Raw genomic sequence first — 25,287 nt, 5'->3', positions numbered from 1 at the left:
AGGTAGCAAATCGGGGCGGAGTTGTGGGCCAAACGCGCTACCTTGCACAGGCGGCCCCGGAGTTAACGAAGGCCGGCGGCACCCGGAAATACAGGTTCCGAAGCCCAGGTAACATTCATTGAAAACTAAACGCTTATTGCGCCACTAGCAGGAATCTGGCAGTCAGAACGAAAGCTAACAGCCAACCGCTATAAGCTAACAGCTGAAACCCATGCATTTGCTGGAAAACATCAAAGAGGCGTTTCGTTCCATTGGCAGCAATCTGCTGCGTACCATTCTCACGGCCCTCATCGTAAGCATCGGCATTATGTCGCTGGTGGGCATCCTCACGGCCATCGATGCCATCAAGGCTTCGCTCAATTCCACTTTCGCCAGCCTGGGAGCCAACTCGTTCGAAATCAAGGCGAAAGGCTACAACAACCGGGGCCGGCGGGGCGGGGTGCAGGCCAAAACCTACCCGGCCATCGACTACCTGCAGGCCCGCCAGTACAAGCAGCAGCTCGGCGACGAAGCCAAGGTGGGCATTTCGGCCTTCGTGGCCGGAGCTACCGAGGTGAAGGCCAACGGCGAGAAAACCAACCCCAACATGCAGGTGGTAGCCGGCGACGAAAACTACCTGCTCATCCAGAGCTACGGCCTTAAAGCCGGCCGCGGCTTCTCGCCCACCGAACTCGACAACGGAGCCAATGTGGTGATTGTGGGTTCTGAAATCAAGGACAAGCTGTTTCCTGCGCAAAGCCCGGTGGGCAAGTATGTGTACATGCTGGGGCGGCGGTTTCAGGTGGTAGGCGAGCTGGAGAAAAGCGGCAGCAGCATGGGTGGGGGCGGAGCCGACCGGCTCATGCTCGTGCCGCTGGAAACGGGCAACCAGCTGCCCCGCCAGCGCGCCCTCACCTACGACGTGAAAACGGCTACCACCGATGCCAGCCAGCTCAACTACCTGACAGGCGAGGCCACCGGCATCATGCGCGCCGTGCGCCACGACGAGCTGGGCCAGCCCGACAGCTTCGAGGTGGAGCGCTCCGACTCGCTGGCCGGCAAGCTCGACGCACTATCGGGCAACCTGCGTATCGGCGGCTTTCTGGTGGGCTTTATTACGTTGCTCGGCGCCAGCATTGCCCTGATGAATATTATGATGGTGTCGGTAACCGAGCGCACCCGCGAAATAGGAGTGCGCAAGGCCATGGGCGCCACGGCCCTGCTCATCCGCCAGCAATTCCTCATCGAGGCCATCGTGATTTGCGTGCTGGGTGGCTCGCTGGGTATCCTGCTGGGTGTGGGCATCGGCAATGCCGTGGCGCTGCTGGTGGGCAGCGGGGGCTTCATCATTCCCTGGCTCTGGATGAGCGTGGGGCTGGCTATCTGCGTAACGGTGGGCCTGGCCTCGGGCTACTACCCGGCCAGCAAAGCCGCTGCCCTCGACCCCATTGAGAGCCTGCGTTTCGAGTAGGAGCGAGGCATCGTCAAATACGTGTGAGCCGGCTGTTTTCTTCGGAAGGCAGCCGGCTTATTCATTTGGTGGTATATTGCCACGGTATTCAACAAATATACTCTGGGCATGGCAACGCAAACAACGGTAGGGCAACGGTTTACTCAACTGATAAATCATTTGGGCTTATCAAAAAATGCCTTCGCTATGTCGCTGGAAAAGACGGCTACCGTCATTCAGCACCTCGTGGACGAGCGTAATAAGCCCGGTTTCGATTTGCTGTGTAAGGTGTTTGAGGTGTATCCAAATGTGTCAAAAGATTGGCTGTTGGAAGGCCGTGAGCCCATGCTGACCGACGAAAATGAGGCGGCCACTGCTGAAGTTGAGGCTGCGTCTTCTGCCCCAGCGCCTCGGGAAAGCGTTGCCCGCCAGCCGCGCCCGGAGCCCGCCGCCACTACACAAACTGGTGCACCAACTGCTGCGCCAGTACCAGCAGAAGCAGCGCCTTTAGTGGCGCCGGTGGCTGCTCCCGCCCCGGTCGCCCCGGCCCCTGTTGAGGCGCCGGCCACTCCTGTTCCCGTGCCTCATTCCGCGCCGGCTGCCGCTGCCCCGGCCGCGCCAGATACCAGCTGGCAAACGGCCCTGTACACCCAGCAAATGGCCCACCAGTTGGCTATGGCCGAGATGCGCAACCAGCACCTGCAGGACCAGCAGCGCATGATGCAGCAGATGATGGACCTGATGCAGCGTCAATTGGCATAGTAGAACTGCCCTTTCGAACAGCGCGGAGTACTTCGTCCTTCACAATAGAAGCTGTTTAGGTGGTGTTCAGTGCTCATAAGGACGGTCACGTTGAGCTTGCCGAAGCATCTCTACCGCTTCGTTTAACGACTGCTATGAAGCGGTAGAGATGCTTCGGTAGGCCCAGCATGACCGTCCTCACGACTTCCTAAACAGCTTCCCAGTCTAAAACCCTGCTAACGAACAAGCCCCTAACGTGAGGACGTCAGGGGCTTGTTCGTTAGCAGGGTTTCCAGGGGCAAACTGCGCTGCGCTACTCGCAATAAGAGCTTGTTTTAGTGCTGCAACACCTCGATGCCCATTTCTTCGGCTTCCATCAGGTTCTGCGGGTTCACGGCGGTCAGGCGCAAGGGCTTCAGCTCGCCCACCAGCAGCGGGTCGTACTTGGCTACTACGCGGATGTAGTTGGGCGTGAAGCCTTCCATCTGGCCGTTGGTTACGTCGTCTTCAAACAGCACCTGGGTTTCGAGGCCCGTGTGCTGCTCGTAGAAATAGCGCTTTTTCTTCTCGGAGAGGCTGCGCAGCTGGGTGGTGCGCTCGTGGCGGTGGCGGTCCTGCACGCGGCCGGGCAGGGTAGGCGCCAGCGTGTTGGCCCGCTCCGAATACGGAAACACGTGCAGGTAGCTCACGTCGAGCTCGTTGAGGAACTGGTAGGTCTCCAGGAAATCGGCCTCCGTTTCGCCGGGGAAACCCACGATAACATCGACGCCGATGCAGGCGTGGGGCATCACCTCCTTAATAAGCGCCACCCGCTCCTGGTACAGCTCGCGGCGGTAGCGGCGGCGCATCTGGCCCAATATCTTGTTCGAGCCCGACTGCAGCGGAATGTGAAAATGCGGCATAAACCGCTTCGATTGGGCCACGAAACGGATAATCTCGTCGGAGAGCAGGTTGGGCTCGCAGGAGCTGATGCGGAACCGGGCAATGCCCTCCACCTCATCCAGGGCCCGCACGAGGTCGTAGAAATTCTCCGGCCGCTCGTGCTCAGGGCCCTGCACGCCGAAGTCGCCGAGGTTGACGCCGGTGAGCACGATTTCCTTCACGCCGGTTTCGGCCAGTTTCTCCACGCGCTCCACCACGCTCTGCACCGAGCCCGAGCGGCTGGCTCCGCGGGCCAGCGGAATCGTGCAGAACGAGCAGGAGTAGTCGCAGCCGTCCTGCACCTTTAAAAAGGTGCGGGTCCGGTCGCCGTAGGAGTGGGCCGCGTGGAACTCGGTGGCCTCCGAAATGGGGGAGGCGAACACCCGGCCCGGCTCGCCGGCGGCTGGCCGGATGAAGCCGGCCAGCGTTTCCACGAGCTGGAATTTCTCGGCGGCTCCGAGCACGGCGTGCACGCCGGGGATTTCGGAAATTTCCTGGGGCTTGAGCTGGGCGTAGCAGCCCACAATGGCTACAAAGGCCTCGGGGTTGTGCTTGAGCGCCTCCTTCACCACCTTCCGGCACTTGCGGTCGGCGTGGTCGGTGACGGAGCAGGTATTGATAACGTAAATGTCGGCCGCGTCCTCGAAGGCGGTTTTCACGAAGCCCGCTTCCTCAAACTGCCGCCCAATGGCGGACGTTTCGGAGAAGTTGAGCTTGCAGCCCAGCGTGTAAAAGGCAACTTTCTTGGTTTCCATGTCCATAAGCAAGGCCGCAAAGATACGGCGGAAGCGGCGAGCTTGCGGCAGTGAGGCGGGCCACCTGGAACACAAGTCTAGAAACTCCTATTTTTGATTGGCCTACCTGATGAGGAAGTGTACACAACATGAGTTTGTTGTATGCTCAGTGGCAGAAGGACCCAGCTACCCTCACCAAAGACCCGACCCACCGCCCGCTGAGGCTATGCGCGTAGTATTCTATTCGCTAAAATAGTGCGGTTGAACTCATAAGAGAAAGTGTTTGTTTGGGGGGCTACAACAGAAGGTGGGTTGTGCTTAGAGGAGAGTGTTGAAGTGGTTGTGAGAAAGATTTGTGCTGAAGAAATACTACGCAACATCGCGTGAAGTTGAATTCCTAAACCCTGTTTAATGAAGAGAGTACCCATGTTTTTGAGCCTGGCTGCTATTGCGTGCAGCCTGTTTTCGTGCAACAAAGACCTCGAAGAGGTAAGCCCGATGGCCGTTGAAAGTGTTGCTGTGAGCCGCCCGCTCCAGCTGGCTAGTAGCAACTGGCACCAAACGGGGCTTCTGGTAAGCACCAGCACGGCCGACAAAGTGACCGAAGCCGACCTTTTTTCGCACGTTAGCCCCAGCATGCTGGACCAGCTGGCCGATTTTCAGGCCGATGGCACGTATACGGTGCATAAAGGCGGAGCCCATTCGACCCCTGCTGTGGGGCGCTGGCTGCTGAATCCTGCGGGCGACTCCATTAAGCTGACGCTGTCCGAGCGTGTACGCAACCTCGCCGTAACGGAGCTAACAGCTGACAAACTGAGCTTGTCCTACACCGATGCCGCTACCAATGGCTCCGTGACTACCTACACTTCCGTGTATAGCCACTAACTCCTCCCAGAATCGGGGGATTTATACATCAGTCCCTGCACAAAATAGTGGGCGTTAGCAGTAGCAATCGTGTCCACACGATTGCTACTGCTAACGCCCACTATTTTGTGTTTAGCAATGCGTTGTTTCCAGCAGTGCGCCTGGAGAGCAAGTGGCAGGGTAGGAGGAATGCGAAATCTGACGGAGTTCTGGTGGCAGCTGCATTGAACTATAGGGACGAGGAGTTATGCAGAAGCGCGAGGATTTAGGAGAGTGACCTGAGTGTAATACGCTGTTTATCAGCTGCTATTACTCTTTTGCGGGCCTCAAACGGCTCTTCAGTGGGCAATATGTCGGGACTAACGGTACTGCTTGCTTATACGCTTCAACACGATAAGCGCATATATATGAATAAGCAGCCAGTAAATGATTGATGATATAAAAACAAAATATATTACAAATATACTGCTATCGGGGTATTGCTTGTATTGCTTATTAGTGTTATATTAATAAAAAATATATTTAGAAGACAATTTTTGAATTTGTACGGGCATCAGCTGATGTCAAGATACAGGCTCAAACTGCTCCACTACACTTGCAGTATATCCAACTACTCCAAGCGCGCTATCGGCTTTCGGGCTGCTAGTTACTCGTCCTAATCGGCGGCAATACACAAGAATCACTCGCTCCTTTCCCCTCGCTATGAACCGTTTCTCTACACCTCAATGTCACTCCTGCCCCAGTTATCATCTCTCTCTGCTGCACTGCTGCGGTAAGGATGAGCAGGAAGAAATAGGGCTGCATAAAACTGCGCAGCAATACGTGGCCGGGCAAGTCATCTTCCGTGAAGGAAGCAGGGCACTGGGATTGTATTGCGTGCACGACGGGATAATAAAAATTTCTAAAACCGGGGGCGACGGCAAGGAGCAAATCGTGCGGCTGGCCAAGGGCGGCGACATGCTGGGCTACCGCGGCCTGGTAACCGGCACCCTGCACTCAGCTTCGGCCGTAGCGCTTGATACCTGCACAGTGTGCCTGGTGCGAAAAGAAGATTTCTTTCAGGAGATGAGCAACAACAGCGTTTTTTCCAACGGCCTGATTCAGCTGCTTTCCAAAACGCTGGGCGAAACCGAGGAGCGCATGTTGCACCTGGCCTACAAACCGGTACGCGAGCGGCTGGCCGAAGCCCTGTTGCTGCTGCTGCGCACGTACCGGAGTAAGGACCAACCCGACTCCCTCTCTTTCTCCATCACCCGCGAAGATCTGGGCGCGCTGATGGGCACCACCAAAGAAACCTCCACCCGAATGCTTTCTGAATTCAAGGCCGAAGGCATGCTCAGTACGCACGGAAGCGCCATTACTATTCTGGACACGATGAGGCTGGTGAATATCGCCACGCAGTATGATTAGCGGCCAACGGGTAGCAGCGGCATTGGCCTGCTACACCTGACCAAAATCAGGCTGTCAGCCCGCCTGCTCCGCGGCGAGCAACAGCAGTATCGGAACCGGACTTTGCTGAAGCAATGCGGCCATCATGCTCCTCCCAAAACCGGCTTCCCGCAGGGCACCCCGCCGGATAATCAGGACGAGCAAGTCGGCCCGTAGCTCCCGTACTCGGTCCGGAACCCCGCTTAAAATCTTATCTGCCGCATTGCCACCTGGTACTACGAGGGCTGCGGCAGTAGTGAGGTAGCGGGCTGCCAAACCACATGTGAGCAGGGTTTGTAACGCATCGGCTGGCGAAGAGGTGGAGCGCGCAGTTGGCGTGTGCAGCACCGTGATAAGAACAGGCAGGGTGAGTAGTAGCGCATGCATGGCGCGCTGCCCATGCATGAGGGTAAAAGGGTCACCATCGGTTACCAGCGCAATATGCGAGGGGGGCTCCTGGCTGGTCAGGCCGCTTGGCACGAGCAGCAGCGGCGGGCTGATGGCTGGCAGCAGCGACCAGACTGCCGGATCCGCCAGGCCGGCGGAGGGACTTGACGTAGCCGGCACGGTCATCACAACCAGCAGCGCGTCTTTGTTGGCCAGGGTCGGTACAATCGTTTCCTCTAGCGTGGCTGCTGGCCTAGCTATGTCATCAGCCATACCAGGAGTTGATTCGCCGGCCAGCACGGGACCCGCCGCCATCTGAAGCAGACAGACGGGCACGGCCATTGCCCTGGCGAGGAGCGTAGCGTAGGATACGGCTGCTTTCGAAGCAGACTCGCTTTGACTAAGCACAACGATGGATGTAGGCATATAGGTGGTGGCAGGTACGAAAGCAGACGGGTAGAAAGCGCATCAGCAAGGACTACGGGTAAAGCATCAGCGAAAGGAACATAGCGCTGTGAAAACCCGCTTAATTATATTATATTCGTATTATATATTTATAATTGCATATTGAAGAAACTGTCAAGAAGCCTTCCCAAAAAGATCTGCGCGGCCTTGCCATAAAGCTACTGCGCATCCGAGCGCTCATAAATGACGCTGCATACTTCCAGAAATGCGTTTGGTCAATGCTAGCGAGCTGCCTATGAAGAGAGAAAATCGAAATCTGCGCAGTTTTCGAAGGCCTGAACCAGGTTGTTGAGCAAGCTGTGGCGGGTTTCCCGCTGCCCGGTTTTCGCAATGGGACTACCGCCACAACCGTTGCGGAACCATACGATTCCGACGACACCCTCACCTGACTTATCTGGAAAGCAGTTTTTATCCGCCCTATGCATGCCTCCCTTACCCTGCAGGCTTTTGATGAAACCATATATCGGGAAGCCGATAGGTTGGGCCAGAACCTGCTGGCCAACCAGTTTCTGGTGGCTTTCGAGCTGTGGCAGCAGCGCTGCTTTTACGTGAGTCAGCACGCCGAGAAGGTGTTGGGCTACGCCCCCAACCTGATTGAATTCAATTTGCTCGACAACGCTATCCACCCCGATGACCGGCCGTTTGTGCGGCGGGCATCGGAGTTGGCGACGGATTTCAGGCAGTATATCCAGCTCTCGGATATCGATTCGCCACCAGCGGGCGCGTTACCACTGACTATCTGTTGCAGTACCGACTACCGGCTGCGTACCTGCTCAGGGGCATTTCTGCGAGTGTTGCGGCAGGATTTTATTCTGGCCCAGGATGCTGCCGGAAAGCCATTGGCGATGGGGAGCCTGTTTACGGATATCACCGGCCATAAAACAACCTTTGAGGTGCACTTTAGCCTCAACCATCCCGACTTTATCCGCTGGTTATACTCCCACAAAAGCCCGGCCGCCATCGATGTCCTCAGCGTGCGCGAACAGGAAATCATGGACCGAATGCTGGTGGGCGAATCGAATGCCAACATTGCCGAGTCGTTATTTATTAGTGAGTTAACTCTGAAGACTCACCGGCGCAACATCTACCGTAAGCTCCGAACTGATAGGGATAACCGGCCGGCATTGCCCAGGAAACCAGACAAGCCGAGCCTGCATAAGTAAAAAGCCTGACCCATAATGGGCCAGGCTTTTTACTTATGCAGGCTCGGTGGTAGTGTTCAGCTACTCTAACCTGGGCGGGGCTACTGCTTTACAAATTGCAGGGATTTACCCCGTTGAGAGCCACTAAGCACGCGCAGAATGTAGGTGCCCGCTACCAGGTTGTTGGTCGGGATGGGCTGGCTTGGGGTGTTGGGCTCAATTACTATCCGCTGGCGGCTGAGTGAAACGCCCTGGATGGTATAGATACCCACTTCCACTTCCTCGGCTGTGGTTACCGGCAACTGCAGTTGCATGCTGGCAACCGTGGGGTTAGGATACAGGCGCAACGCACCCAGCGAGATGCTGGAAGAGGCGGAGGCAGCCAAGACGGTTCCGGTACCCGCCGCGCCGGAGCCCTGGTATATTTCGAGTCCGGCGAGGTTAACGTTTCCGCCGGTGGTGGCCACGTTGAGCGTGCCATCGGTGACGTTGGTGGCGAACGGGCCCAGGCGCTCCCAGTGGCCGGCGTTGCCGGTGCTGTAGCCCGAGCGCACGGTTTTGCCTTCTACCAGCACGTTCACCGTCACGGGGCTGTCATTCTCCCAGATATAGAGGTAGACGCCGTAGCTGCCGTTAGGCACGTTCAGGGCCAGGGTGGGGCCGGTGCCGAAGAGGGCGGAGGTGAGCATGTCGGCCCGATTGGCGTCGGTGGCCGGGTTCAGGGCCGAGCCGCGGCTGGACCAGCCCGAGGCGTTGGTGGAGAAGCCCGAGGCGCCGGCGGCGGCCTCCCAGCTGTTGCCGTCAATAGTCAGGGCCGAGCCGCCCAGGTTCAGCGCCCGATAGAAGGTGGCAACTGGTGCGGTCACGTTCAGGGCCACGGTGGCCGAGGTCGTAGCGGCGCCGGCGTTGTCGGTGGCACGGGCCGTCAGGCTCAGTGTGCCGGCCGTGGCAGGCGTGAAGCTCAGGGCATAGGGTGCGGTCAGGTCTTCGCCCAGTTTGGTGGCGCCGTTGAAGAACTCGACTTTGCTCACACTGCCGTCGGCGTCGGAGGCCGTGGCCGTCAGGGCCAGGGCCGTGCCCACTGTGGCCGAGCCCGGCGCGCTCAGGCTAACCACTGGTGCCGTATTGGCCGGCGGGGTTGGCGGTGAAGCCGTGCCGGAACCCTGGTATATTTCGAGTCCGGCGAGGTTAACGTTTCCGCCGGTGGTGGCCACGTTGAGCGTGCCATCGGTGACGTTGGTGGCGAACGGGCCCAGGCGCTCCCAGTGGCCGGCGTTGCCGGTGCTGTAGCCCGAGCGCACGGTTTTGCCTTCTACCAGCACGTTCACCGTCACGGGGCTGTCATTCTCCCAGATATAGAGGTAGACGCCGTAGCTGCCGTTAGGCACGTTCAGGGCCAGGGTGGGGCCGGTGCCGAAGAGGGCGGAGGTGAGCATGTCGGCCCGATTGGCGTCGGTGGCCGGGTTCAGGGCCGAGCCGCGGCTGGACCAGCCCGAGGCGTTGGTGGAGAAGCCCGAGGCGCCGGCGGCGGCCTCCCAGCTGTTGCCGTCAATAGTCAGGGCCGAGCCGCCCAGGTTCAGCGCCCGATAGAAGGTGGCAACTGGTGCGGTCACGTTCAGGGCCACGGTGGCCGAGGTCGTAGCGGCGCCGGCGTTGTCGGTGGCACGGGCCGTCAGGCTCAGTGTGCCGGCCGTGGCAGGCGTGAAGCTCAGGGCATAGGGTGCGGTCAGGTCTTCGCCCAGTTTGGTGGCGCCGTTGAAGAACTCGACTTTGCTCACACTGCCGTCGGCGTCGGAGGCCGTGGCCGTCAGGGCCAGGGCCGTGCCCACTGTGGCCGAGCCCGGCGCGCTCAGGCTAACCACTGGTGCCGTATTGGCCGGCGGGGTTGGCGGTGAAGCCGTGCCGGATGCACCAATCGTGATGTTGTTCTGCTGCAGCTTCTGCTGCCAGAGCACAAACTCGTTCTGCTCCGTGCTCAGGGTGATGGGGTTGGGCAAGTGCGTGGTGCCGGTGCAGGTGGCGCAGGCGCCGTTGGAAAGGTCGTGCCGCTCCGGGAATGGAATTCTGTACGCCGGGTTCCGGTAGCCGATGGTGTTGTTGCGAATGCTATTGTTGTAGAAGACGCTGCTGGGTACTTGGTGGCCATTGAACACGGCCGTACCGGCATACACGGCGCGCAGGGCCGTTCCGTCGGGCAGAAAACCGCTGGTTACAATGCGGTTGTCGTAATAGTTGATGTCGTGTCCTGCGGCGATATTCATGCCCGCGTTACAGGTCGAAATGAACTGGTTGTTGAAGGCATTCAGGTAGGCGGGCACCGTGCTCACGGTAGTGCCGTCGCCGTCGGTAGTCATGCCGGTGCCCGAGTAGGTACCGCTGGTGGCCGGGAAGGGGTAGGCACCCTGCACGTAATTGTCGTGCACACGGGCCGGGCTCTGGACCGTGCCGCCGGAGTTGTAAAAGTTGATGTTGTCTTCGACCGACGAGAGGTTGGGCTCGTTGATGACCTGGTTCCAGGCAATTTCGATGTTGCCCACCGCCCGCACCGTGTTCAGGCCGATGAAGTTGGCCAGCTGCACGCCGCCGTTGCGGGTGCGCCCGTCGATATCGAGCACCTTGTTGCGTATGATGCGCACCGTCTGGCTGGGCGAGCCGTCGCCGCTGAAGCGGTAGATGGTGAAGCCCGTGGTGTGCTCCAGGTAGTTGTTTTCAGCCCGGATGTTCTTGGCATTGGTAGCGGCTATAAAGCGGCCCCGGTAGCGGTTGTCCTGGGTGGGGGTGGTGCCGAAGGCTTGGGAGTTGAGCACGGTGATGTCGCCGGGTACTCCGTTGGCCTGAATTAGGTCGCCGGGGCCAACTATCACGCAGCCTTGCAGCGTAACCGGGGCAGAGGTGGCAATGGTAACGGCCGGCGTACCCGAATCGGTACTGCGGTAGTTGCCAGTGTAGGTACCGCCCTGGGTAATGGTGATGGGACCTTGGTAGGTAACATTCGGTACGTTCTGGGCCTGTGCCAGTGCAGGCAGCAGCGCCAGCCCGATAAGAGAAGCACGCATTGATGTGCCAATGTGGTTTTTCCAGGATGCTACTTTCAAACTTTTAGGTATTTTAAGTGGAAACTTTTTTATTTTTCAGCCTATTGTGGCTAAAAAGAAAGCAATAGTCCTATTTCGTAAGATGGTTCTCTTCGGACTTAGCTCCACGTTTTTCCCAACCTCACGAATCAGACCCACACATGCGTCTCCCACATCGGAGACGGCTTTTCTATTGCCACTACCAGCAGATTTAGCGGCAGCATCAGCCCAACGGGTTTTTCAATCCGGTAGGTTAGTAATGCGCCAATAAGCTGTCTGCCAGCAGAGCAATCACACTCTCATCTTTATTTCACTCAGCACTCGGGAACGAGTAAAGCTGCTGAACCGCGAGTAAAACCAACTTCTCCTCCAACTACAAACCTCCTTCAACAACCGCAATGCTTATAAAGAACCAAGTTCTTTTTGCGGGGCATTCACCAACTTCACTTTCTGCGTTTCGGACAAATATACAGCGGCTATCTATATTTTGTTCAATAACTTGCTATAATTGATATATATAGTTTTACTTATAGATAGTGGTTGCGGTAATGTAAATATTCCTTTGCACGCTGATTTTGCGCTTTTTTAACAGTGAGGCCTTCAATCAAAAAAAAAGAAAAAGCCGTTATTTTTTACCTTTAAAATCTTGAAGTAGAGCACAAAGGGCTGGTGCAAGCGCAGGGCTTAGAGCTGACCAGAGGTCCTGAACAAAGCCTCCCTAAACCCGAAATCCCACCCCGGCGCTAAACCAAGGTGGGCGGCGATAAATGAGAATGGGTGATGCGCTCAGACCAGAGTAGCTTACGCTGCGCGGTAGCCCGGCAACTCACGGCTACTTCAGGGTGTTGAATCCACAGTGAGAACTGGCATTATTGGCCGTAAGTCAGCGCACTTACTGATCGAGAAACACGGCAAAATCTGCCAGATTTATGGCTTGGTTGGGCGTGTGGATGTGGCATAGTGGCGTTTGGCCATAGAAGGAGGACCACATGGAAAAGGAGCTGGGCGGCCCCAGCACGTAGTCGCAGGCGGCCAGCGCGTACAGGTCTTCCACGAAGTGGCCGCTGGCACAGTGCACCCGCAGGCCCTCAAACGCGCTCAAATCCAGGGTTTCGTCGGAGCACAGCAGGAACTCGACCCGGGTGCTGCTACTCCATTGCGACAGTAGCTGACGCATGAGGTGGGCATATTGCGGGTTATCGTAGTAGTACTGCCCATCGGCGAAGGTGGCATAGTCGCCGCGCCGGATGTGCACGCCCACCAGCACCTCGGCGGTGCGCCGGCAGGTGGCAATGCGAGCGGCTACGGCCTGAGAATGCACCGGTACCGGCTCAAACAGGCGACGGATAAGGGCGGCGTGCTTCAGGAAGCTGGGCCGGTCGCGGAAGCACCAGCCGTGCAGCAGCACCACCCGCTGGCGGGCCGCCGCCACAAATCGGGCTTCGTGCATGTCGAAAGTACCCGTATTGTCGTCGAGGTACAGCAAATCGAGGGGCTGTGCTGATGCGGGTAGCGGCCGAATAGCGGCAGCCAGGGCCTGAAATACGCGCGGTGGCTGAACTAAACGCAGCAGCCCTCCCAGCAGCCGTTCCTGCCAAGCCCGGCGCAACACGGGTATGCGCACTGGTAGTCCCTCGAAATCGGCCGATGTTGGGGCCACAAAATAGCGGGCATATCGCCCAAAGCAGGGATTAGCCAGGGCGTAGCCGTGCTCGGCCGCGTTGGCAATCAAGTGGGCAAAGAGAAAAAGCCGGTTGCCCAGCTGACCGAAGCTTTTGACGAGGATGACCACGGCATGGGTTGCTGAAAAGGCGGAAGATTTTTATGTCAACATGCTATAAGTCAGGTTGAAAAAACAGGTGGTGGCGCGAAGGTTTATGCTCGGACAGATACTCAAGGTGAAGGAGAGACATAACCAGCGCACTATTCTGATCCAGGCAGTGGCACACTAGCCCAGTTGGCTGCTCAATGCAGGAAATAGCCCAGCAGCCGCCGGGCGTAGCCGTTGAGCAGGAAGAAAGGCAGGTAAAGAATCGGCGCATTCTTGATGGCAAAACGACTGAAATTAAGCAGGTTGCCACCTCCCTGAATGCCAAAAAGGTGTTGGGTGTACCCGCGCAGGCTTCGGCGGCGGCGGGTTTTGGCCTGGCCGCTTGCATCGGGGTAGGTGAGTAGGTGGGTGGCGTAGTTGACGTACACCGGGAAGCCGGCACGGCGCGCCTGGCTGGTGAAGTCGTAATCGGCGAGGTAGTGCGGCAGGCGGCCCTCATCAAACAGGCCCAATGTCCGGAACACCTCGGCGGGTACCAGCAGGCCCCGGCCGGGCAGGTAGGTAACCGGGTGCAGGCCGGTACGGTCTTCGGGGGCCAGGATGTCCAGCAGCCGCCGGGTTTTGTGGGTTAAAAAGCTGAACAGTTCGCCGCCGAAAACGGGCTGGTCGGTGGCTGCGTCCAGCTCCAGCGGGCCCAGCAGGGCGCGGGGCTGCCGCCGGGCCCAAAGCAGCATGTTGGCAATGAAATCAGGCGGGGCTACCGTGTCGTTGTTCAGCGTCATGATGGGGTGCGCATCGAGGATCAGCGCCCGGCGGATGCCCAGGTTCACGGCGGCGGTCCAGAACAGCCCGCCTGTGCTACGGAGCACTTCCACTTCGGGGAATCCTGTGGCCAGACGCGCGCTGGTGCCATCCGTCGAGCCATCATCCACAACGATAACCCGAAAAGCCTGGCAGGTTTGACGCCGCAATGACTCCAGACAGGCCCGCGTAAACGCCAGGCGGTTGAACACGGGAATGACGATGTACAGCATGGCCTAGGTGTCGAGGTGAGCTAATTGCGCCAGCGGAATGTCTGGCACTAAGCCAACGGGTTGCTTTTTAGGTAATACCTGCGCCGCGTGTGCCAGAAGGTAATCGACCAGCGCGGGCCAGCTGTATTGGCGGGCATAGGCGTACCCCGCTCGGCCCATCTGATCCAGCTTGGCGGGGTGGTGGTAGAGGTGCTCCACGGCGCGGGCCAGTGCGGCGGCAGTGGCTTCGGGCGACGCTACAGGCACCTTTATGCCAGCCTGGTCGGGAATGAAATCGGTGGCCCCGTGGTGGTCGAGCGTGAGAATGGGCAGGCCCAGGGCCATGGCCTCCAGGTATTGGGCGGCGTAGCTGTCGCGCAGGCTGCACAGCATAAACAGGTCGTGCGCCAGGTAGGCGGCCCGCACCGTGGGGTAGGGGGCGTTGCCGTGCCAGGTTACGCGGCTTTGCAGGCCAGCAGCGGCAATCCAGTCGGGCAGCAGCTCGGCCACCGGCCCGTCGCCGTAAATGTCCAGGTGAAACGTTACGTCGGGATTCACCCGGCCCAGCGCTTCGAGCACCAGATGCAGGCCCTTGCGCGGAAACAGCCGGGCCAGCCACAAAATGCGTAGCGGCCTACCCGCCAGCGGCTCGCGGGGCGGATAGGCATCCGGGAAATAGGCCACCGGCAGGGCCGTGCTCATGGCCAGCTCTACGCGGCGCGCGCCCAGGCGGCGGGCCAGTACCAGCGTTTCGTGGTTGGCCACCAGCACCAGGGCCGCCCGGCGCAGGGTGTTGCGCACGCTGGGGTCGAAGGTAACCAGCAGCCAGCTGATAGCGTTGCGCAGGGTTTCGGTTTTAAACCAGTCGGGCAGGTAGCGGCGCAGCTGCCTGGGCGCCACCTGCCCGCCGCCTACCGGACCAAAAATAAGGGGCCGACCCAGCCGCCACAGCCACGAGGCAAACTGCAGGCTGCCGAACGTCACGTGATGGACCAGATCGTACGGCTGCCGGGCATCGTGGGGGCGGGCGGCGCGCCAGGCCTGGTACTGCCACACCATGTAATGCAGGTACACGCCAAACTGCCAGCGGTACAGGTACTCTACCCAGTCGGGCACGGCCACGAACTCGAAGTGCAGGCCCGGCGGCACGGGTTCGCGGCTGCCAGCCAGGTACGCTTCGATGTTCTCGCGACCCCATACCGTAGTAAAGCAATGCACGTCGTGGCCGCGCGCTGCCAGCTCCCAGGCCCAATGGAAGCCGTTGCCGCCTTCGCCCCCATGAGTAGGGTCGCAGGCGTAGGCCGAGAGCAGGATTCTCATGAGGAAGTGAGCTGAATGGTGGGGGAAATGACAAGTGGCGGGCTGAGCGGAACCTGCCGGACGGGCACCGACTGCTCGCGGCCCAGCAGCGCCCGCAGCTTGGCGTGCAGCCGTCCGGCCAGAAAGGCGCGGAACTGCTGCCGGTCGCGGAGCCGGTCGCTGAGCACGTGGCCGGGGTGGCGCAAAGGCCAGCAGAGCGTGCCGGTGGGCAGGGCCGCGTGCGGGTCGGCGGCATCCTGGGTGTGGGTGGCGCCCTCGTGGCCGAAACCGATGTTGGTTACCAGGTTCACGGCGGGCATAATGGCAAGGCCGGAGTGGGCAGCCCGCGCAAAGTGCCACTGGTAGTCCCAGGTGGTAAAAGGCCTCGGACCGTTGTAAAGGCCCCAGCATTTGCGCAGGAAATACCACTCCTCCAGGCGGCTGCTGAAGCTGCCGCGCAGCCGGCCGCTGCGGGCCAGCCGGGGCAGGTCGCGCAGGTGCAGGTCGTAGAGCTGCCAGGCGCGCCGCCAGGTGGCCCAGCCCCAGCTGTGGATCTGCTGCGAGAAATAATACGCGGGTTGGTGGGGCTGCTGCCGTGCGCCCGCGTCGGTCCCGAAGCTGTTGCCGCTGATGTGCACCACGCGGGTATCGTGGCGGTAGCGGGCCAGCAGCTCGGCGCAAAACAGGAAAAAGCCGGGTGTGGGCAGGCAGTCGTCTTCCACAATAATACCCTCCGGCTCGTGCTCAAAAAACCAGCTGATTCCCTCCGCCACTGCCGTGCTGCAGCCCAGATTTGCTTCCCGAAACAGCGTGTGCACTTCGCAGCCACTCTCGCGGCCGGCCTGCAGCACCAGGGCCCGGGCTTCGGCGCAGAGGGCGGCATCGGTGGGGTGACCGGGGCGAGGCCCGTCGGCTGCTACATATAGCCGGCGCACGCCCGCCGCCCGCAGCTGCGCCAGCACCTGAGCGGTGGCATCGGGCCGGTTGAAAATCAGAAACAGGACGGGCGTCTGAAAATCAGGCCCCTCGGCTGGCTCAGGAATAGTTAGCAGCGCTGGCATGCGAAAAAGGTGAAGCAGGTTGGGGTAGAAGATGATGGTACGGCCATTTGCGCAGGCCTCAAACCGTAGCAAACGGCCGCGGCGTGGCGGCTACTACGGGTTCGGGCACTGGTGTCGGTGGGCGGTTGGGACGGTCTGGGCGGATGATGGTTTCGTAGATTTCCACGGTGCGGCGCAGTACGGTGGCGGGGTTGTGGCGCTGGTGGGCTACTGCCTGGGCCTGGCGGGCCAGCTGGGCACGTAGGGTGGGGTGGTGGTGCAGACGTAGCACCTGGTCGGCGAGGCTGCGCGGGTTCAGGCTGGCGAACAGCCCCGTGCGGCCATCTTCAATCAGGGAGCCAACGCCGCCCACGTTGGTGGCCACCACGGGCAGGCCGGCTACCTGGGCCTCGCACACGCTGTTGGGGCTGTTGTCGATATACGACGGATGCAGCAGGCACTCGGCTTCGCGGCAAAGCCGGGCCAGCTGGGCCGCCGTCTGGAAGCCCCGGTACTCGATGTCGGCGGGCTGGGCGTGTTGCAGGGGGAAGCGGCGGCGGGCATCGGCCATTTCGTTGGCATACACGGGGCCGGCCACCACCAGGCGCATGTCGGTGGTTTCGCGGATAAGGTCGAAGGCGGCCAGGGTTTCCTGGTAGCCTTTCATTACCTGCGAGCCGCCCATAAACAGTAGCATGGGCCGTCCGGTAGGGGTGGGGCGTGGAAGCAGCGCGGCCGTAAAAAACTCCTCCCGAATGGCTTCCCAGTTGTGAAAAATGCGGCTGCCGGGGCTCAGTCGGGCAATATGAGCAGCGTCCCAGTGCGTGCGGCACGAGAAGTTGGGCACCGTTGGCAGGTATTTGCGCTCGTAGTAGCTGGACAGGTTCCAGAGAAGCCGCCGCCAGGAAAAGGTGCCCGGCAGTACTTTCACGCACTCTGAAATCAGCCCTTGCACCGAGAGCAGCACCGGCACTGGCAGCCCCGCCGTGGCGGCCGGAAACTGCAGCTCCGAGCCGTGCAGATGAAGTAGGTCGTAGTGCTGGACGTGCTGGCGCAGGTAGGCGGCCGTGCGCCGGATACGCGTCTGATAAAGCGACAGGATATCGAAGCGAAACGCCGGAACGCGCAGGTAGATGAAGTGAATGCCGGCGTGGTCGAACTCCTCGACGGGGTTTTCCAGCTCCGAATTCCAGCTCAGAATGGTCAGCTCCACTGCCGGGTGCTGGCTGAGGAGGTGGGCCAGGGTAACGACCCACGGCACGGGGTGTTCGCGGGTGATGCGCGGCGAAGGGTACGCGGCGAGCCAGAGGATTTTCATGAGGCAGAGGCGTAAGCGGGAAGGGAGGCTGCCACGCGCCGCGGCCGGCGCACCCGAATTGGGGCTGCGGGCCCGGGCTCCGTTGGCGGCCGGCTGGTAATGGCCAGCAGCATGCCCAGCAGGCCGTAGAGGTAGGTGGGCCAATCATAGGAAAGGCCGAACAGCAGGAAAGTAACGGTGTAAGCCAGCAGGGCGGCTGTTTCGCCGCTCAGCGGGCCCCGCTGAAACATGCGCCGGCCCAGTACCACCACCGGCACCAGCAGCACCAGCAGTACGCCCAGCCCGCCGGAGTAAAATATGCGGTCGAGGTAGAAGCTGTGGAAGTGGTGGCCGGTGAAGTCGGGCCACACCGGCTCGCCCGAGTCGGGGCTGTAGAACTGGATGGGTACTTCGAAGCCTTCGAGCCGCCAGCCGGCCAGCGGCCGCTCTTTAAGCAGGGGCAGGTAGGAGCGGTACTGCTCCAGGCGGAAGGTGCCCGTGCCCTGAGTGGTAGGGTTCTGAATATCGGCGATGCTGGTGGCCAGCTTCTTCACCACGTCGGGGTTTTCGAGCACTACGGCCAGCCCGCTCACCAGCCCCAGGCTCAGGCCCAGCAGGCTCAGTACCGCCAAGCGGCTAGCCCAGGCCCGGGCGGGGGGCACGCGCAGCGCCACCAGGGATATATTGATAAACAGGGCCACCGCCATGCACACCCACACTGTGCGGTGTTGCAAAAACACCACCAGCACCACGCATAGCAAAAAGCTCAGGGCGCTCAGTAGGTTGTTCGAGGCCAGGTACCAGTTCAGGCACAGCAGCGCAATGGGCAGCAGCAAGTAGGCCGAAGCCACGCTGAAACCCCTTTCCGTGGTCAGGAAAGAGCTGAGCGACAGCGCTTCGGGGTAGATAAAGGCCAGGCTCAGCAGCAGGGCGGGCAGCACCACCAGCACCAGCTGCCGGAACGACGGCGGTGGGTAGCGCCGGTAAAAAGCGTATAGCCCAAACAGCGGTAGCAGCATCGTGAGCTTGCCAAACACGTGCGGGTACACCATCCACGAATGCCACCTGGCATACGACTCCAGGGCCAGGGCCACGAGGCAGCCCAGCACCACCCAGAGCCACACGCGCATGTACGTTTCCAGGTAGCGGTAGTAGGCCGCCACGGCCAGCAGCGAGAGGGCAGTTAGCGCATACTCCAGCAGCCGGTCGGCCGCACCATCGGCCTCCTTGCCAAAGAAAAAGGCATTGAGGGCGCGGTTGGTGAACAGCATGGCCAGTAGCGGCAGCAGGTACAGAAAACGTAGGCTAAGTTTCATGCGTGACAAGCTAAAAGCAGCAGATGAACGAGTAGCTCAATAGCTACCCACGGCGGCAGACAGGGGCCCGGGCCGGGGCGCGGATCCTGTTGCCAGGGCCCTTTCCCGCAGGTGGTAGCGCCGATGCCAGATGGCGTACCGGTAGAAATCCAGTGTTTCGTCCAGCAGGCGGGCTACTCCGAAGTGGGCAGTGGCGCTGGCCGCCTGCCGTTCGGCCAGGTGGCGGAGACGGGCCGGCGCGCTAAGCCACTGGTGTAGCTGGTGGGCCAGCCCGGCCGCGTCGGTGGTGGCGGGCAGCAACGCCTCGGGGGTAGCGTGCAGCACCTCGGGCACACCGCCCACTGCCAGGGCCAGGGCCGGCACCCCGGCGGCGGCAGCCTCCAGCAGCACCAACCCAAAGGTTTCGTGGGTGGCAACGTGCACGTACAAATCGGCGTTGCGCAACAGGGGCAGCACTTCGTTGTGGTAGCCCAGTAGCACCACGTGGTCCTGGAGCTGGTACTCGGCAATGCGTTGGCGCAGCAGTTCCTCATCCTTGCCCTTGCCCACCAGCCCCACCACAAAATCGGGGAACACCTTCCGCAACTGACGGGCGGCTTCTACCAGCAGCAGCTGGTTTTTCCGGCCTTCCAACTGGCCAATGTTGAGGATAATGCGGCGGTTGGGAAAGCGGGTGCGCAGGTCCGAAGGATTGGATTCAGCACGCAATGCTTCCAAATCCAGGCCGTTGTGCACCACGCGGCTCACGGCGCCGGCCGGCAAGGCTGGCCGAATAAGCTGCAGGCCGAACTCCGACACGCCGATGAAGTAGCGGGTGCGGGCCAGTAGCCAGTTGAACCACCGGCTTACGGCCCGTGCCGCCGCCCCCACGGCGGGTTGCTGGCGCAGGTGGTCGATGGCCGGGTGGTCGTTGAAGTGGCCGGTTACTACTACGGGCACGCCCGGCCCCAGCGCCCGGCGCGCCGCCGCACCGCTGCCCAGGTCCTGGGCATTCACCACGTCGTAGGAGCAGCTACGGTCGATGCCCCACAGAATGTGCAGGAAGTAGGCCACATTGCCCGCCAGTGCTCGGGGGCCGGGACCCAGGCGCAGCAGCAGGTGTCGGATGGCCGCAATCAGATGTCGCCGTCCGCCCGTGAGCGTACCGGGAGTTACCACATCCACGCAATGGCCCTGCCGGCGCAACTGCCCGGCCAGCTGCAGGTAGTGCACCCGCACGCCCGACGGTGCGTCGGGCTTCAGAAAGGAAACCAGCAGAATATTCATGGCCGGAGGGAAGAAGCCGGCTCCAGATCCGGCACGTATGAGGCGGGTAGCAGTGCGGTGCGGTCGAGAAAGCGCACGTAGCGGGCCAGCACCAGCGCTACCTTCCCGGAGGATGACTGGCCAGCCGTCAGGCGGCTGAGCAGGCCGTGCAGCTCACGGCGCAGCAGCGGCCGCGGCCAGGCCAGCATCAGTACGCCCAGCACTATAGCCCCGCCCAGCATGAGCAGCGCCAGCGCCGCCGGCGCGGGCCAGGCCCAGTTTTCCAAACCCAGGTTCAGGCCCCAGAGTACCAGCCCTACCGCGGCACCGTGCAGCAGCCCCGGCCCGTAGGCGGCGCCCAGGCGCTGGTAATTCAGGTCCAGCTCGTGGTGCATGAGGCGCATAAACAGCACCGTGCGCACCACTTCGTTCAGCACCAGGGCGGCCGCGAAACCCATCAGGCCATAGCCGTGTAGCAGCCAGAAAAAGCCACCCAGGCTAGCCAGGGTCAGTAGATTAACGTTGATTTTGCCCCGCAGTGCGGCGCGGGCATCGCACACAATGCCGGCAAACATGGTGATGAGACTCAACGGCACGGCCACGCTCAGAATACGCAGCACCGGCACCGCCGCTTCCCAGCCCGGCCCCAGCAGCGCCCGCACCAGCACCGGAGCGGCTACGGCCACGCCCGCGCCCAGCGGCAGCACCACGGCTGCCACCAGCGTTACGCTGCCCAGGTAGGCGTTGCGGAGCTTGGCCACGTCGGCCTGAATCTGGCTGAAGGCCGGAAACACCACCTGCGACACGCTGCGCGTGAGCAGGTACAGCGGCAGGGTGATGAGCATGGCCGCCCGGTTGTAAATGCCCAGCAGCGCGGCCCCCAGAAACCGCCCAATCAGCAGCGTATCGAGCGAGCTGGTGATGAACTCTAGAAAGCTCGTGAACGTGATGCGGGTGCCGTAGGCCAGCAGCGGCTTGTAGTGCGCCCAGTTGAAATACAGGCGCAGACTGTGGCGCGTGGCCCCGTAGGCCAGCATGCCCACCAGCACGCCCTGCCCCAGGCTGGCCCCCACCAGGCTCCAAACCCCATAGCCGCGCCAGGCCAGCACTATGCCCAGGCCTGCGTAGGCCACTGTGTAAGAAACGGTTTCGATAATGGCCAGGGTGCGGAAATCCATGCGCCGCCGTAGAATGGTAAGGGCCGTGGCCGATAGCCCGCTCACGAGCAGGCCGAAGCTCATCACCCGCACCAGCGGTACTACTGCCGGCTCGTGGAAAACCTGCGTGGCCAGGGGCGCGCCCAGCGCCAAAGCCAGCGTACACAGCGCCCCCAGCAGCGCGGCCGAGGTGAAAGCGGCGCGCACGTCCTCCTCGCTCATCTCGGCTTTCTGCACCAGCGCCTGCTCCAGGCCAATTTGCGAGAAGTAGGAGCCGAACCGCAGCACCACACCCGCCAGCGCCACCAGCCCGAAGGTGGCCGGCGTTAGCAGCCGGGCCATTACGGCGGTATAGCCGATTTGCAGCACGGCCGTGACCACGGTAGCCGCCGTGCTCCAGCTCATGCTGTGCAGGGTTTTGGTGGTCAGGTTTCCGGCGCTGGACATAAGCTGGAGTGCTGCGTGGTACGATGGTGAAGTTGCCGTTGCCGGGGTTTTGCTGGCGCAGATAGTGCCGCTTGCGCAGATGGCGCTGACCGAACGTCAAACTCACCATTGCACCACGTAGCACCTCACTTATAATAGCTGTAGGCGTTTTTCTGGTGGCGGTACTCGTAGCTGGTTGTAAAGTGTACATCATTTATAATGATGTACACTTCGCGGATTTTGCCGTCCTCATATAGTTCGTTGATGCGGCTTACCAGGCTGCGGTCGGTGTAATTATGGCGCACCACATACACGGTGGCGTCGAGGTGGCGCACCAGCACGAAGTATTCGGCCACAAAAACCACCGGGGGCGTATCGAGCACCACGTAGTCGTAGTCGGCCCGCAGCTGGTGTAGCAAATCGGTCATGCGGGTGTTTTCAAGCAGCTGGGTAGGCCGGGCAGGCAGGGCCCCGCACAGCAGCAGGTCGAGGCCGGGTACTTCGCTGGGGCGGCAGGCTTCCTCAAGGGTGCTCTGGCCACTCAGGTAGCTGGCCAGGCCGTGCTTGCCGCCGCGGGGCAGCTTAAAGTAGCCCGCCAGCGTGGGCCGGCGCAGGTCGGTTTCAACCAGCACCACCCGGCGGCCGCTGTTGGCCAGCTCGGTAGCCAGGTTAACGGCGCAGAACGATTTTCCCTCGCCGGGCACCGAGGAGGTGATGCCCAGCACTTTCTTGTCGGGGGTGGCGGCCAGGTACTGCAGGTTCACGCGAATGGAGCGGAATGATTCGGCTAGCGGCCCCTTGGTTTCGTGCAGCAGGTTCCGGGTGTCGGCCCGGTCGCCGTGGGTTACAATGCCCAGCATCGGAATATCGGTCAGCTGCGCCAAGTCTTCCTGCCCCTGAATGGTGCGGTTGGCCTTATCGAGCACCACCACCAGGCCCGCCGGCAGCAGCAGGCCCGCCAGCAGCGCAATAAGCACCACCAGTTTGGGGTTGGGCGAATCGGGGCCGATGCTGGTGGCCTGCGCCCGGTCTACAATGTGCTTGTCGCTGGTGTTGGTGGCCAGGGCCAGGGCCGCCTCACTGCGCCGGTCTACCAGAAAGCCGTAGCTCTTCTCGTTGAAGTCGCTTTCGCTTTTAAGAAAGCCGAATTTGCGCTCATTTTCGGGCATCTGGTTTATCTGGCCGCGCACCTGGGCCAGTTGCGCATCCAGGTCGCGCACGCCGATACCGGCCGTGCGGCTCATGTTGGTCAGCGTCTGAATCAGGGCCTGTTTGGTGGAGCTGATGCGCTCATCGACCACCACCAGTAGGGGGTTGGTGTCGCTGCCGTTCACGCCCAGCGCGGCCCGGCGGCCGTTCAGTTCGCCCAGTTGTAAAATCAGGCTGCTGAGCACGCCATCTTCAATGCCTGCGTTGCTGGGCGAGGCAATCTGGGTGGCGTTGCTGTTGGCGCGCAGGTAAGCCAGCATATCGAGGCAGTAGCGCTGGCTGGTGGCGGCGCGGGCGCGGGCCGTCTGCAGCTCGCTGAGCCGCTGAATGCCCGCGCTCGACTGCACGCCTACATCCACCACGCCCTGGCTGGCGCGAAACGTCGATAGCGTCTGGGCCGCCTGCCGCCGCACGCCGGCCAGCTTGGCAATTTCCTCATCCATGAAGGCCAGGGTTTTGCGGCCGGTGTTGTTCTGTTCGCGCAGGTTGGCCGCCACGTACACGGCCATCAGCGTGTCTAAAAACATGGCGGCCTGGGCCGGCACGCTGCTTTTGAGCTTTAGCTCCACAATGCGCGAATCGTGGTCGATGGGCCGTACGACGAGGTCGCCCGCGTAGTCGCTGGCCGCCGTGGGCAGGTCGCGCAGCAAAAACGAGTAGCGCCCGCTTGCCTGCCCGAACACCCCACCCAGCCGGGGCCGGATGACTAGATGCAACAAGGGATGCCGCAGGGTATCGCCGGCCCGCACGATTTTGTCGAGGTGCACGGCGGGCACTTCGCTTACCACATTGCCGCTGGGCAGGTCTACCAGCTGGCTCAGCTCGGCATCGGCGCGCAGGCGGTAGCGGCCGGGGCCGGCGGGCGTCACGTAAATGCGCACCCCGGTAAGCTGGGGGGTGGCCAGATCGGGAGCTATGGCAAAGGGCATGGCATCGGCCGCCTGCTCGCGCACCACCACTGAGCCCATGCGGTTCAGCCACGAGGTAGGTTCGTGGCTGTATTGCACGGCGTAGGGTAAGCTGGCCACGGCCTGCTGCACGGTGCCGGTAGAGGTTATCAGGCCCAGCTCGTCCTCCATTTTAAGGCCCTTGTCGGGTACTTCCAGCATTTGCAGCAGGTCCTGGGCCCGCTTCGAGCCGGTGGCCTGGTCGCCCAGGAGCATGGTGGCCCGGAAAGCATACACCGGGGCCGTAATCTGGAGGTAGAAATAAGCCCCGGCCCCGGCCAGCAGCAAAGCCAGCACGAAGAGCGGCCAGCGCTTGCGCAGCTTGAAAAACAGCAGATTCAGGTCAATTTCGTCGGCTGCGGAAGAAGGAGTGGGAATCGTTTTCATACCAGAGACAGATAAGGACCAGAAGAAGCGCAGCGGCGGCTACCGTCAGCGGCGCAGGAAACTGAGCAGTAGCACCACGGTCGAAAGGCCGCTGAATATTATGCCCAGGTTGTTGGCATTGGCGCGACTGGTGCGGGCTTTCAGCGGCTCGATATAGAGCGCGTCGTTGGGCAGCAGGTAGTAGTAGGGCGAGCGGAGCAGGGCCGGGTCGGTGAGGTCGAGCAGCACTACTTCCGAGCCGGTGGGGGTCTGGCGCACCAGCTTCACGTGCTGGCGGTTGCCAAACTCGGTGAGGTCGCCGGCCATGCCCAGGCCTTCGAGCACTGTGGCCTGGCCATTGTACACGTAGTAGCGGCCGGGCGAGCGAACTTCGCCCAATACTGTTACCTTGAAGCTCAGGAGCTTAACAACCACATTGGCACCGCGCACGAAGGTTCCCAGGCGCTGCTGTACCAGCTCCTCCACCTTCTCTACCGAAAGGCCGCCGACCTTGAGCCTGCCCACCGTAGGCAGTGTGATTTCGCCTTCTTCGGTTACCGAATACCCACTCAGAAACATCGTGCCTGGGTCGCTATTGAGCATGGCGCGCGTGTCGGCGGTATTGAACACGTCGTTGAACTCAGCCTGCACGCTCTGCACCCGGATTGACAGCACGTCGTTGGGCTGCACCTGGTACACGGGGTGGACGTTGGTCACTGCCACCGGCCTGCTGGCCGAATACTGCGTGCTCTGCAGGTAGGGCAGCTGGCGCTGCTCGATGCAGCCGCTGAGTAATAGTGCGGCCCCAAGCAGGCCCCGGCAACTGTATCTCAGAGAGGGCATGAGGCTGGGGAAATTAGGTGAGAGGTACGACCGGGCGTAAAGTGCCCCGAGGAAGAAAAAATCAGCTAAAAACGGCCCCTGTTAACTTTAAATAGGGGGAGAGTAGTGATGTAAAACTCCGCAGGGAAGCCCGCGGATAAAATGACTATCATCATTTTTCATAGTATCGATAG

The 25,287-nt window shown here is 61.1% G+C and carries 18 protein-coding genes; 5 read left to right on the top strand and 13 right to left on the bottom strand.

Annotated elements, in window-relative coordinates:
• Positions 1-211: 211 nt before the first annotated feature.
• The gene (locus tag HW554_RS15305; RefSeq protein ID WP_176909459.1) at positions 212-1,450 is read left to right on the top strand and encodes an ABC transporter permease; all 1,239 of its coding nucleotides are present in this window, start codon (positions 212-214) and stop codon (positions 1,448-1,450) included.
• 186 nt (positions 1,451-1,636) lie between these two features.
• The gene (locus HW554_RS15300) at positions 1,637-2,191 is read left to right on the top strand and encodes a hypothetical protein (protein ID WP_176909458.1); all 555 of its coding nucleotides are present in this window, start codon (positions 1,637-1,639) and stop codon (positions 2,189-2,191) included.
• A gap of 314 nt (positions 2,192-2,505) precedes the next feature.
• On the opposite strand, the gene mtaB is transcribed toward HW554_RS15300, so the two are convergent.
• A complete protein-coding gene (mtaB, locus tag HW554_RS15295; RefSeq protein WP_176909457.1) occupies positions 2,506-3,852 on the bottom strand; it encodes a tRNA (N(6)-L-threonylcarbamoyladenosine(37)-C(2))-methylthiotransferase MtaB in 1,347 nt (448 codons plus the stop codon).
• A gap of 384 nt (positions 3,853-4,236) precedes the next feature.
• On the opposite strand from mtaB, the gene HW554_RS15290 reads away from it, so the two are divergent.
• Complete coding sequence (locus HW554_RS15290) at positions 4,237-4,710, top strand: hypothetical protein (RefSeq protein ID WP_176909456.1); 474 nt, start codon at positions 4,237-4,239, stop codon at positions 4,708-4,710.
• Between the two features lie 681 nt (positions 4,711-5,391).
• The gene (locus HW554_RS15285) at positions 5,392-6,099 is read left to right on the top strand and encodes a Crp/Fnr family transcriptional regulator (RefSeq protein ID WP_176909455.1); all 708 of its coding nucleotides are present in this window, start codon (positions 5,392-5,394) and stop codon (positions 6,097-6,099) included.
• Positions 6,100-6,153: 54 nt separating this feature from the next.
• On the opposite strand, the gene HW554_RS15280 is transcribed toward HW554_RS15285, so the two are convergent.
• On the bottom strand, positions 6,154-6,930 hold the full coding sequence (locus HW554_RS15280) for an adenine nucleotide alpha hydrolase family protein (protein ID WP_176909454.1): 777 nt from the start codon (positions 6,928-6,930) through the stop codon (positions 6,154-6,156).
• Positions 6,931-7,388: 458 nt separating this feature from the next.
• Here HW554_RS15280 and HW554_RS15275 point away from each other — a divergent pair, with 458 nt between their 5' ends.
• The gene (locus HW554_RS15275; protein ID WP_176909453.1) at positions 7,389-8,132 is read left to right on the top strand and encodes a LuxR C-terminal-related transcriptional regulator; all 744 of its coding nucleotides are present in this window, start codon (positions 7,389-7,391) and stop codon (positions 8,130-8,132) included.
• A gap of 80 nt (positions 8,133-8,212) precedes the next feature.
• Here the strand turns inward: HW554_RS15275 and HW554_RS15270 are convergent, their stop codons facing one another.
• The 11 genes from HW554_RS15270 to HW554_RS15220 all read right to left on the bottom strand — a co-directional run bounded on the left by HW554_RS15270 (position 8,213) and on the right by HW554_RS15220 (position 25,114).
• A complete protein-coding gene (locus tag HW554_RS15270) occupies positions 8,213-11,167 on the bottom strand; it encodes an Ig-like domain-containing protein (RefSeq protein WP_176909452.1) in 2,955 nt (984 codons plus the stop codon).
• A gap of 910 nt (positions 11,168-12,077) precedes the next feature.
• Entirely contained in the window at positions 12,078-12,977 is a 900-nt protein-coding gene (locus HW554_RS15265; RefSeq protein WP_176909451.1) for an O-fucosyltransferase family protein, read from the bottom strand.
• Between the two features lie 173 nt (positions 12,978-13,150).
• Positions 13,151-13,990 (bottom strand): glycosyltransferase family 2 protein, encoded by an 840-nt coding sequence (locus HW554_RS15260; protein WP_176909450.1) that lies wholly within the window; start codon positions 13,988-13,990, stop codon positions 13,151-13,153.
• A 3-nt stretch (positions 13,991-13,993) separates the two neighbouring features.
• Complete coding sequence (locus HW554_RS15255; RefSeq protein WP_176909449.1) at positions 13,994-15,289, bottom strand: glycosyltransferase family 4 protein; 1,296 nt, start codon at positions 15,287-15,289, stop codon at positions 13,994-13,996.
• Positions 15,286-16,329 carry a nucleotide-diphospho-sugar transferase gene (locus tag HW554_RS15250; RefSeq protein ID WP_176909448.1) on the bottom strand — a complete coding sequence of 348 codons (1,044 nt, stop codon included), beginning with the start codon at positions 16,327-16,329 and terminating at the stop codon, positions 15,286-15,288. The genes HW554_RS15255 and HW554_RS15250 overlap by 4 nt, the downstream gene beginning before the upstream one ends.
• A gap of 58 nt (positions 16,330-16,387) precedes the next feature.
• On the bottom strand, positions 16,388-17,626 hold the full coding sequence (locus HW554_RS15245) for a glycosyltransferase family 4 protein (protein WP_176909447.1): 1,239 nt from the start codon (positions 17,624-17,626) through the stop codon (positions 16,388-16,390).
• Positions 17,623-18,921 (bottom strand): O-antigen ligase family protein, encoded by a 1,299-nt coding sequence (locus tag HW554_RS15240; protein WP_176909446.1) that lies wholly within the window; start codon positions 18,919-18,921, stop codon positions 17,623-17,625. Before HW554_RS15240 ends, HW554_RS15245 begins: the two co-directional genes overlap by 4 nt.
• 36 nt (positions 18,922-18,957) lie before the next feature.
• Entirely contained in the window at positions 18,958-20,187 is a 1,230-nt protein-coding gene (locus tag HW554_RS15235) for a glycosyltransferase family 4 protein (protein ID WP_176909445.1), read from the bottom strand.
• Positions 20,184-21,770 (bottom strand): lipopolysaccharide biosynthesis protein, encoded by a 1,587-nt coding sequence (locus HW554_RS15230; RefSeq protein WP_176909444.1) that lies wholly within the window; start codon positions 21,768-21,770, stop codon positions 20,184-20,186. The genes HW554_RS15235 and HW554_RS15230 overlap by 4 nt, the downstream gene beginning before the upstream one ends.
• 125 nt (positions 21,771-21,895) lie before the next feature.
• On the bottom strand, positions 21,896-24,292 hold the full coding sequence (locus HW554_RS15225; protein WP_176909443.1) for a polysaccharide biosynthesis tyrosine autokinase: 2,397 nt from the start codon (positions 24,290-24,292) through the stop codon (positions 21,896-21,898).
• A gap of 45 nt (positions 24,293-24,337) precedes the next feature.
• Positions 24,338-25,114, bottom strand: coding sequence for a polysaccharide biosynthesis/export family protein (locus tag HW554_RS15220; protein WP_176909442.1), 777 nt, complete (start codon positions 25,112-25,114; stop codon positions 24,338-24,340).
• Between the last annotated feature and the right edge of the window lie 173 nt (positions 25,115-25,287).

Source organism: Hymenobacter lapidiphilus (assembly GCF_013377885.1).
In the GTDB taxonomy this organism is placed as follows: domain Bacteria; phylum Bacteroidota; class Bacteroidia; order Cytophagales; family Hymenobacteraceae; genus Hymenobacter; species Hymenobacter lapidiphilus.
The sequence above is the reverse complement of the archived record's forward strand: the minus strand, read 5'-3'. Positions and strand labels throughout refer to the sequence as shown.

Excerpts from the sequence above, each read along its gene's own strand:
- HW554_RS15250 (WP_176909448.1), bottom strand. The coding sequence starts at position 16,329 with ATGCCAGCGCTGCTAACTATTCCTGAGCCAGCCGAGGGGCCTGATTTT.
- HW554_RS15270 (WP_176909452.1), bottom strand. The coding sequence starts at position 11,167 with ATGCGTGCTTCTCTTATCGGGCTGGCGCTGCTGCCTGCACTGGCACAG.
- HW554_RS15230 (WP_176909444.1), bottom strand. The coding sequence starts at position 21,770 with ATGTCCAGCGCCGGAAACCTGACCACCAAAACCCTGCACAGCATGAGC.
- HW554_RS15235 (WP_176909445.1), bottom strand. The coding sequence starts at position 20,187 with ATGAATATTCTGCTGGTTTCCTTTCTGAAGCCCGACGCACCGTCGGGC.
- HW554_RS15305 (WP_176909459.1), top strand. The coding sequence starts at position 212 with ATGCATTTGCTGGAAAACATCAAAGAGGCGTTTCGTTCCATTGGCAGC.
- HW554_RS15275 (WP_176909453.1), top strand. The coding sequence starts at position 7,389 with ATGCATGCCTCCCTTACCCTGCAGGCTTTTGATGAAACCATATATCGG.
- HW554_RS15260 (WP_176909450.1), bottom strand. The coding sequence starts at position 13,990 with ATGCTGTACATCGTCATTCCCGTGTTCAACCGCCTGGCGTTTACGCGG.
- HW554_RS15255 (WP_176909449.1), bottom strand. The coding sequence starts at position 15,289 with ATGAGAATCCTGCTCTCGGCCTACGCCTGCGACCCTACTCATGGGGGC.
- mtaB (WP_176909457.1), bottom strand. The coding sequence starts at position 3,852 with ATGGACATGGAAACCAAGAAAGTTGCCTTTTACACGCTGGGCTGCAAG.
- HW554_RS15300 (WP_176909458.1), top strand. The coding sequence starts at position 1,637 with ATGTCGCTGGAAAAGACGGCTACCGTCATTCAGCACCTCGTGGACGAG.
- HW554_RS15225 (WP_176909443.1), bottom strand. The coding sequence starts at position 24,292 with ATGAAAACGATTCCCACTCCTTCTTCCGCAGCCGACGAAATTGACCTG.
- HW554_RS15240 (WP_176909446.1), bottom strand. The coding sequence starts at position 18,921 with ATGAAACTTAGCCTACGTTTTCTGTACCTGCTGCCGCTACTGGCCATG.
- HW554_RS15220 (WP_176909442.1), bottom strand. The coding sequence starts at position 25,114 with ATGCCCTCTCTGAGATACAGTTGCCGGGGCCTGCTTGGGGCCGCACTA.
- HW554_RS15290 (WP_176909456.1), top strand. The coding sequence starts at position 4,237 with ATGAAGAGAGTACCCATGTTTTTGAGCCTGGCTGCTATTGCGTGCAGC.
- HW554_RS15285 (WP_176909455.1), top strand. The coding sequence starts at position 5,392 with ATGAACCGTTTCTCTACACCTCAATGTCACTCCTGCCCCAGTTATCAT.
- HW554_RS15280 (WP_176909454.1), bottom strand. The coding sequence starts at position 6,930 with ATGCCTACATCCATCGTTGTGCTTAGTCAAAGCGAGTCTGCTTCGAAA.
- HW554_RS15245 (WP_176909447.1), bottom strand. The coding sequence starts at position 17,626 with ATGAAAATCCTCTGGCTCGCCGCGTACCCTTCGCCGCGCATCACCCGC.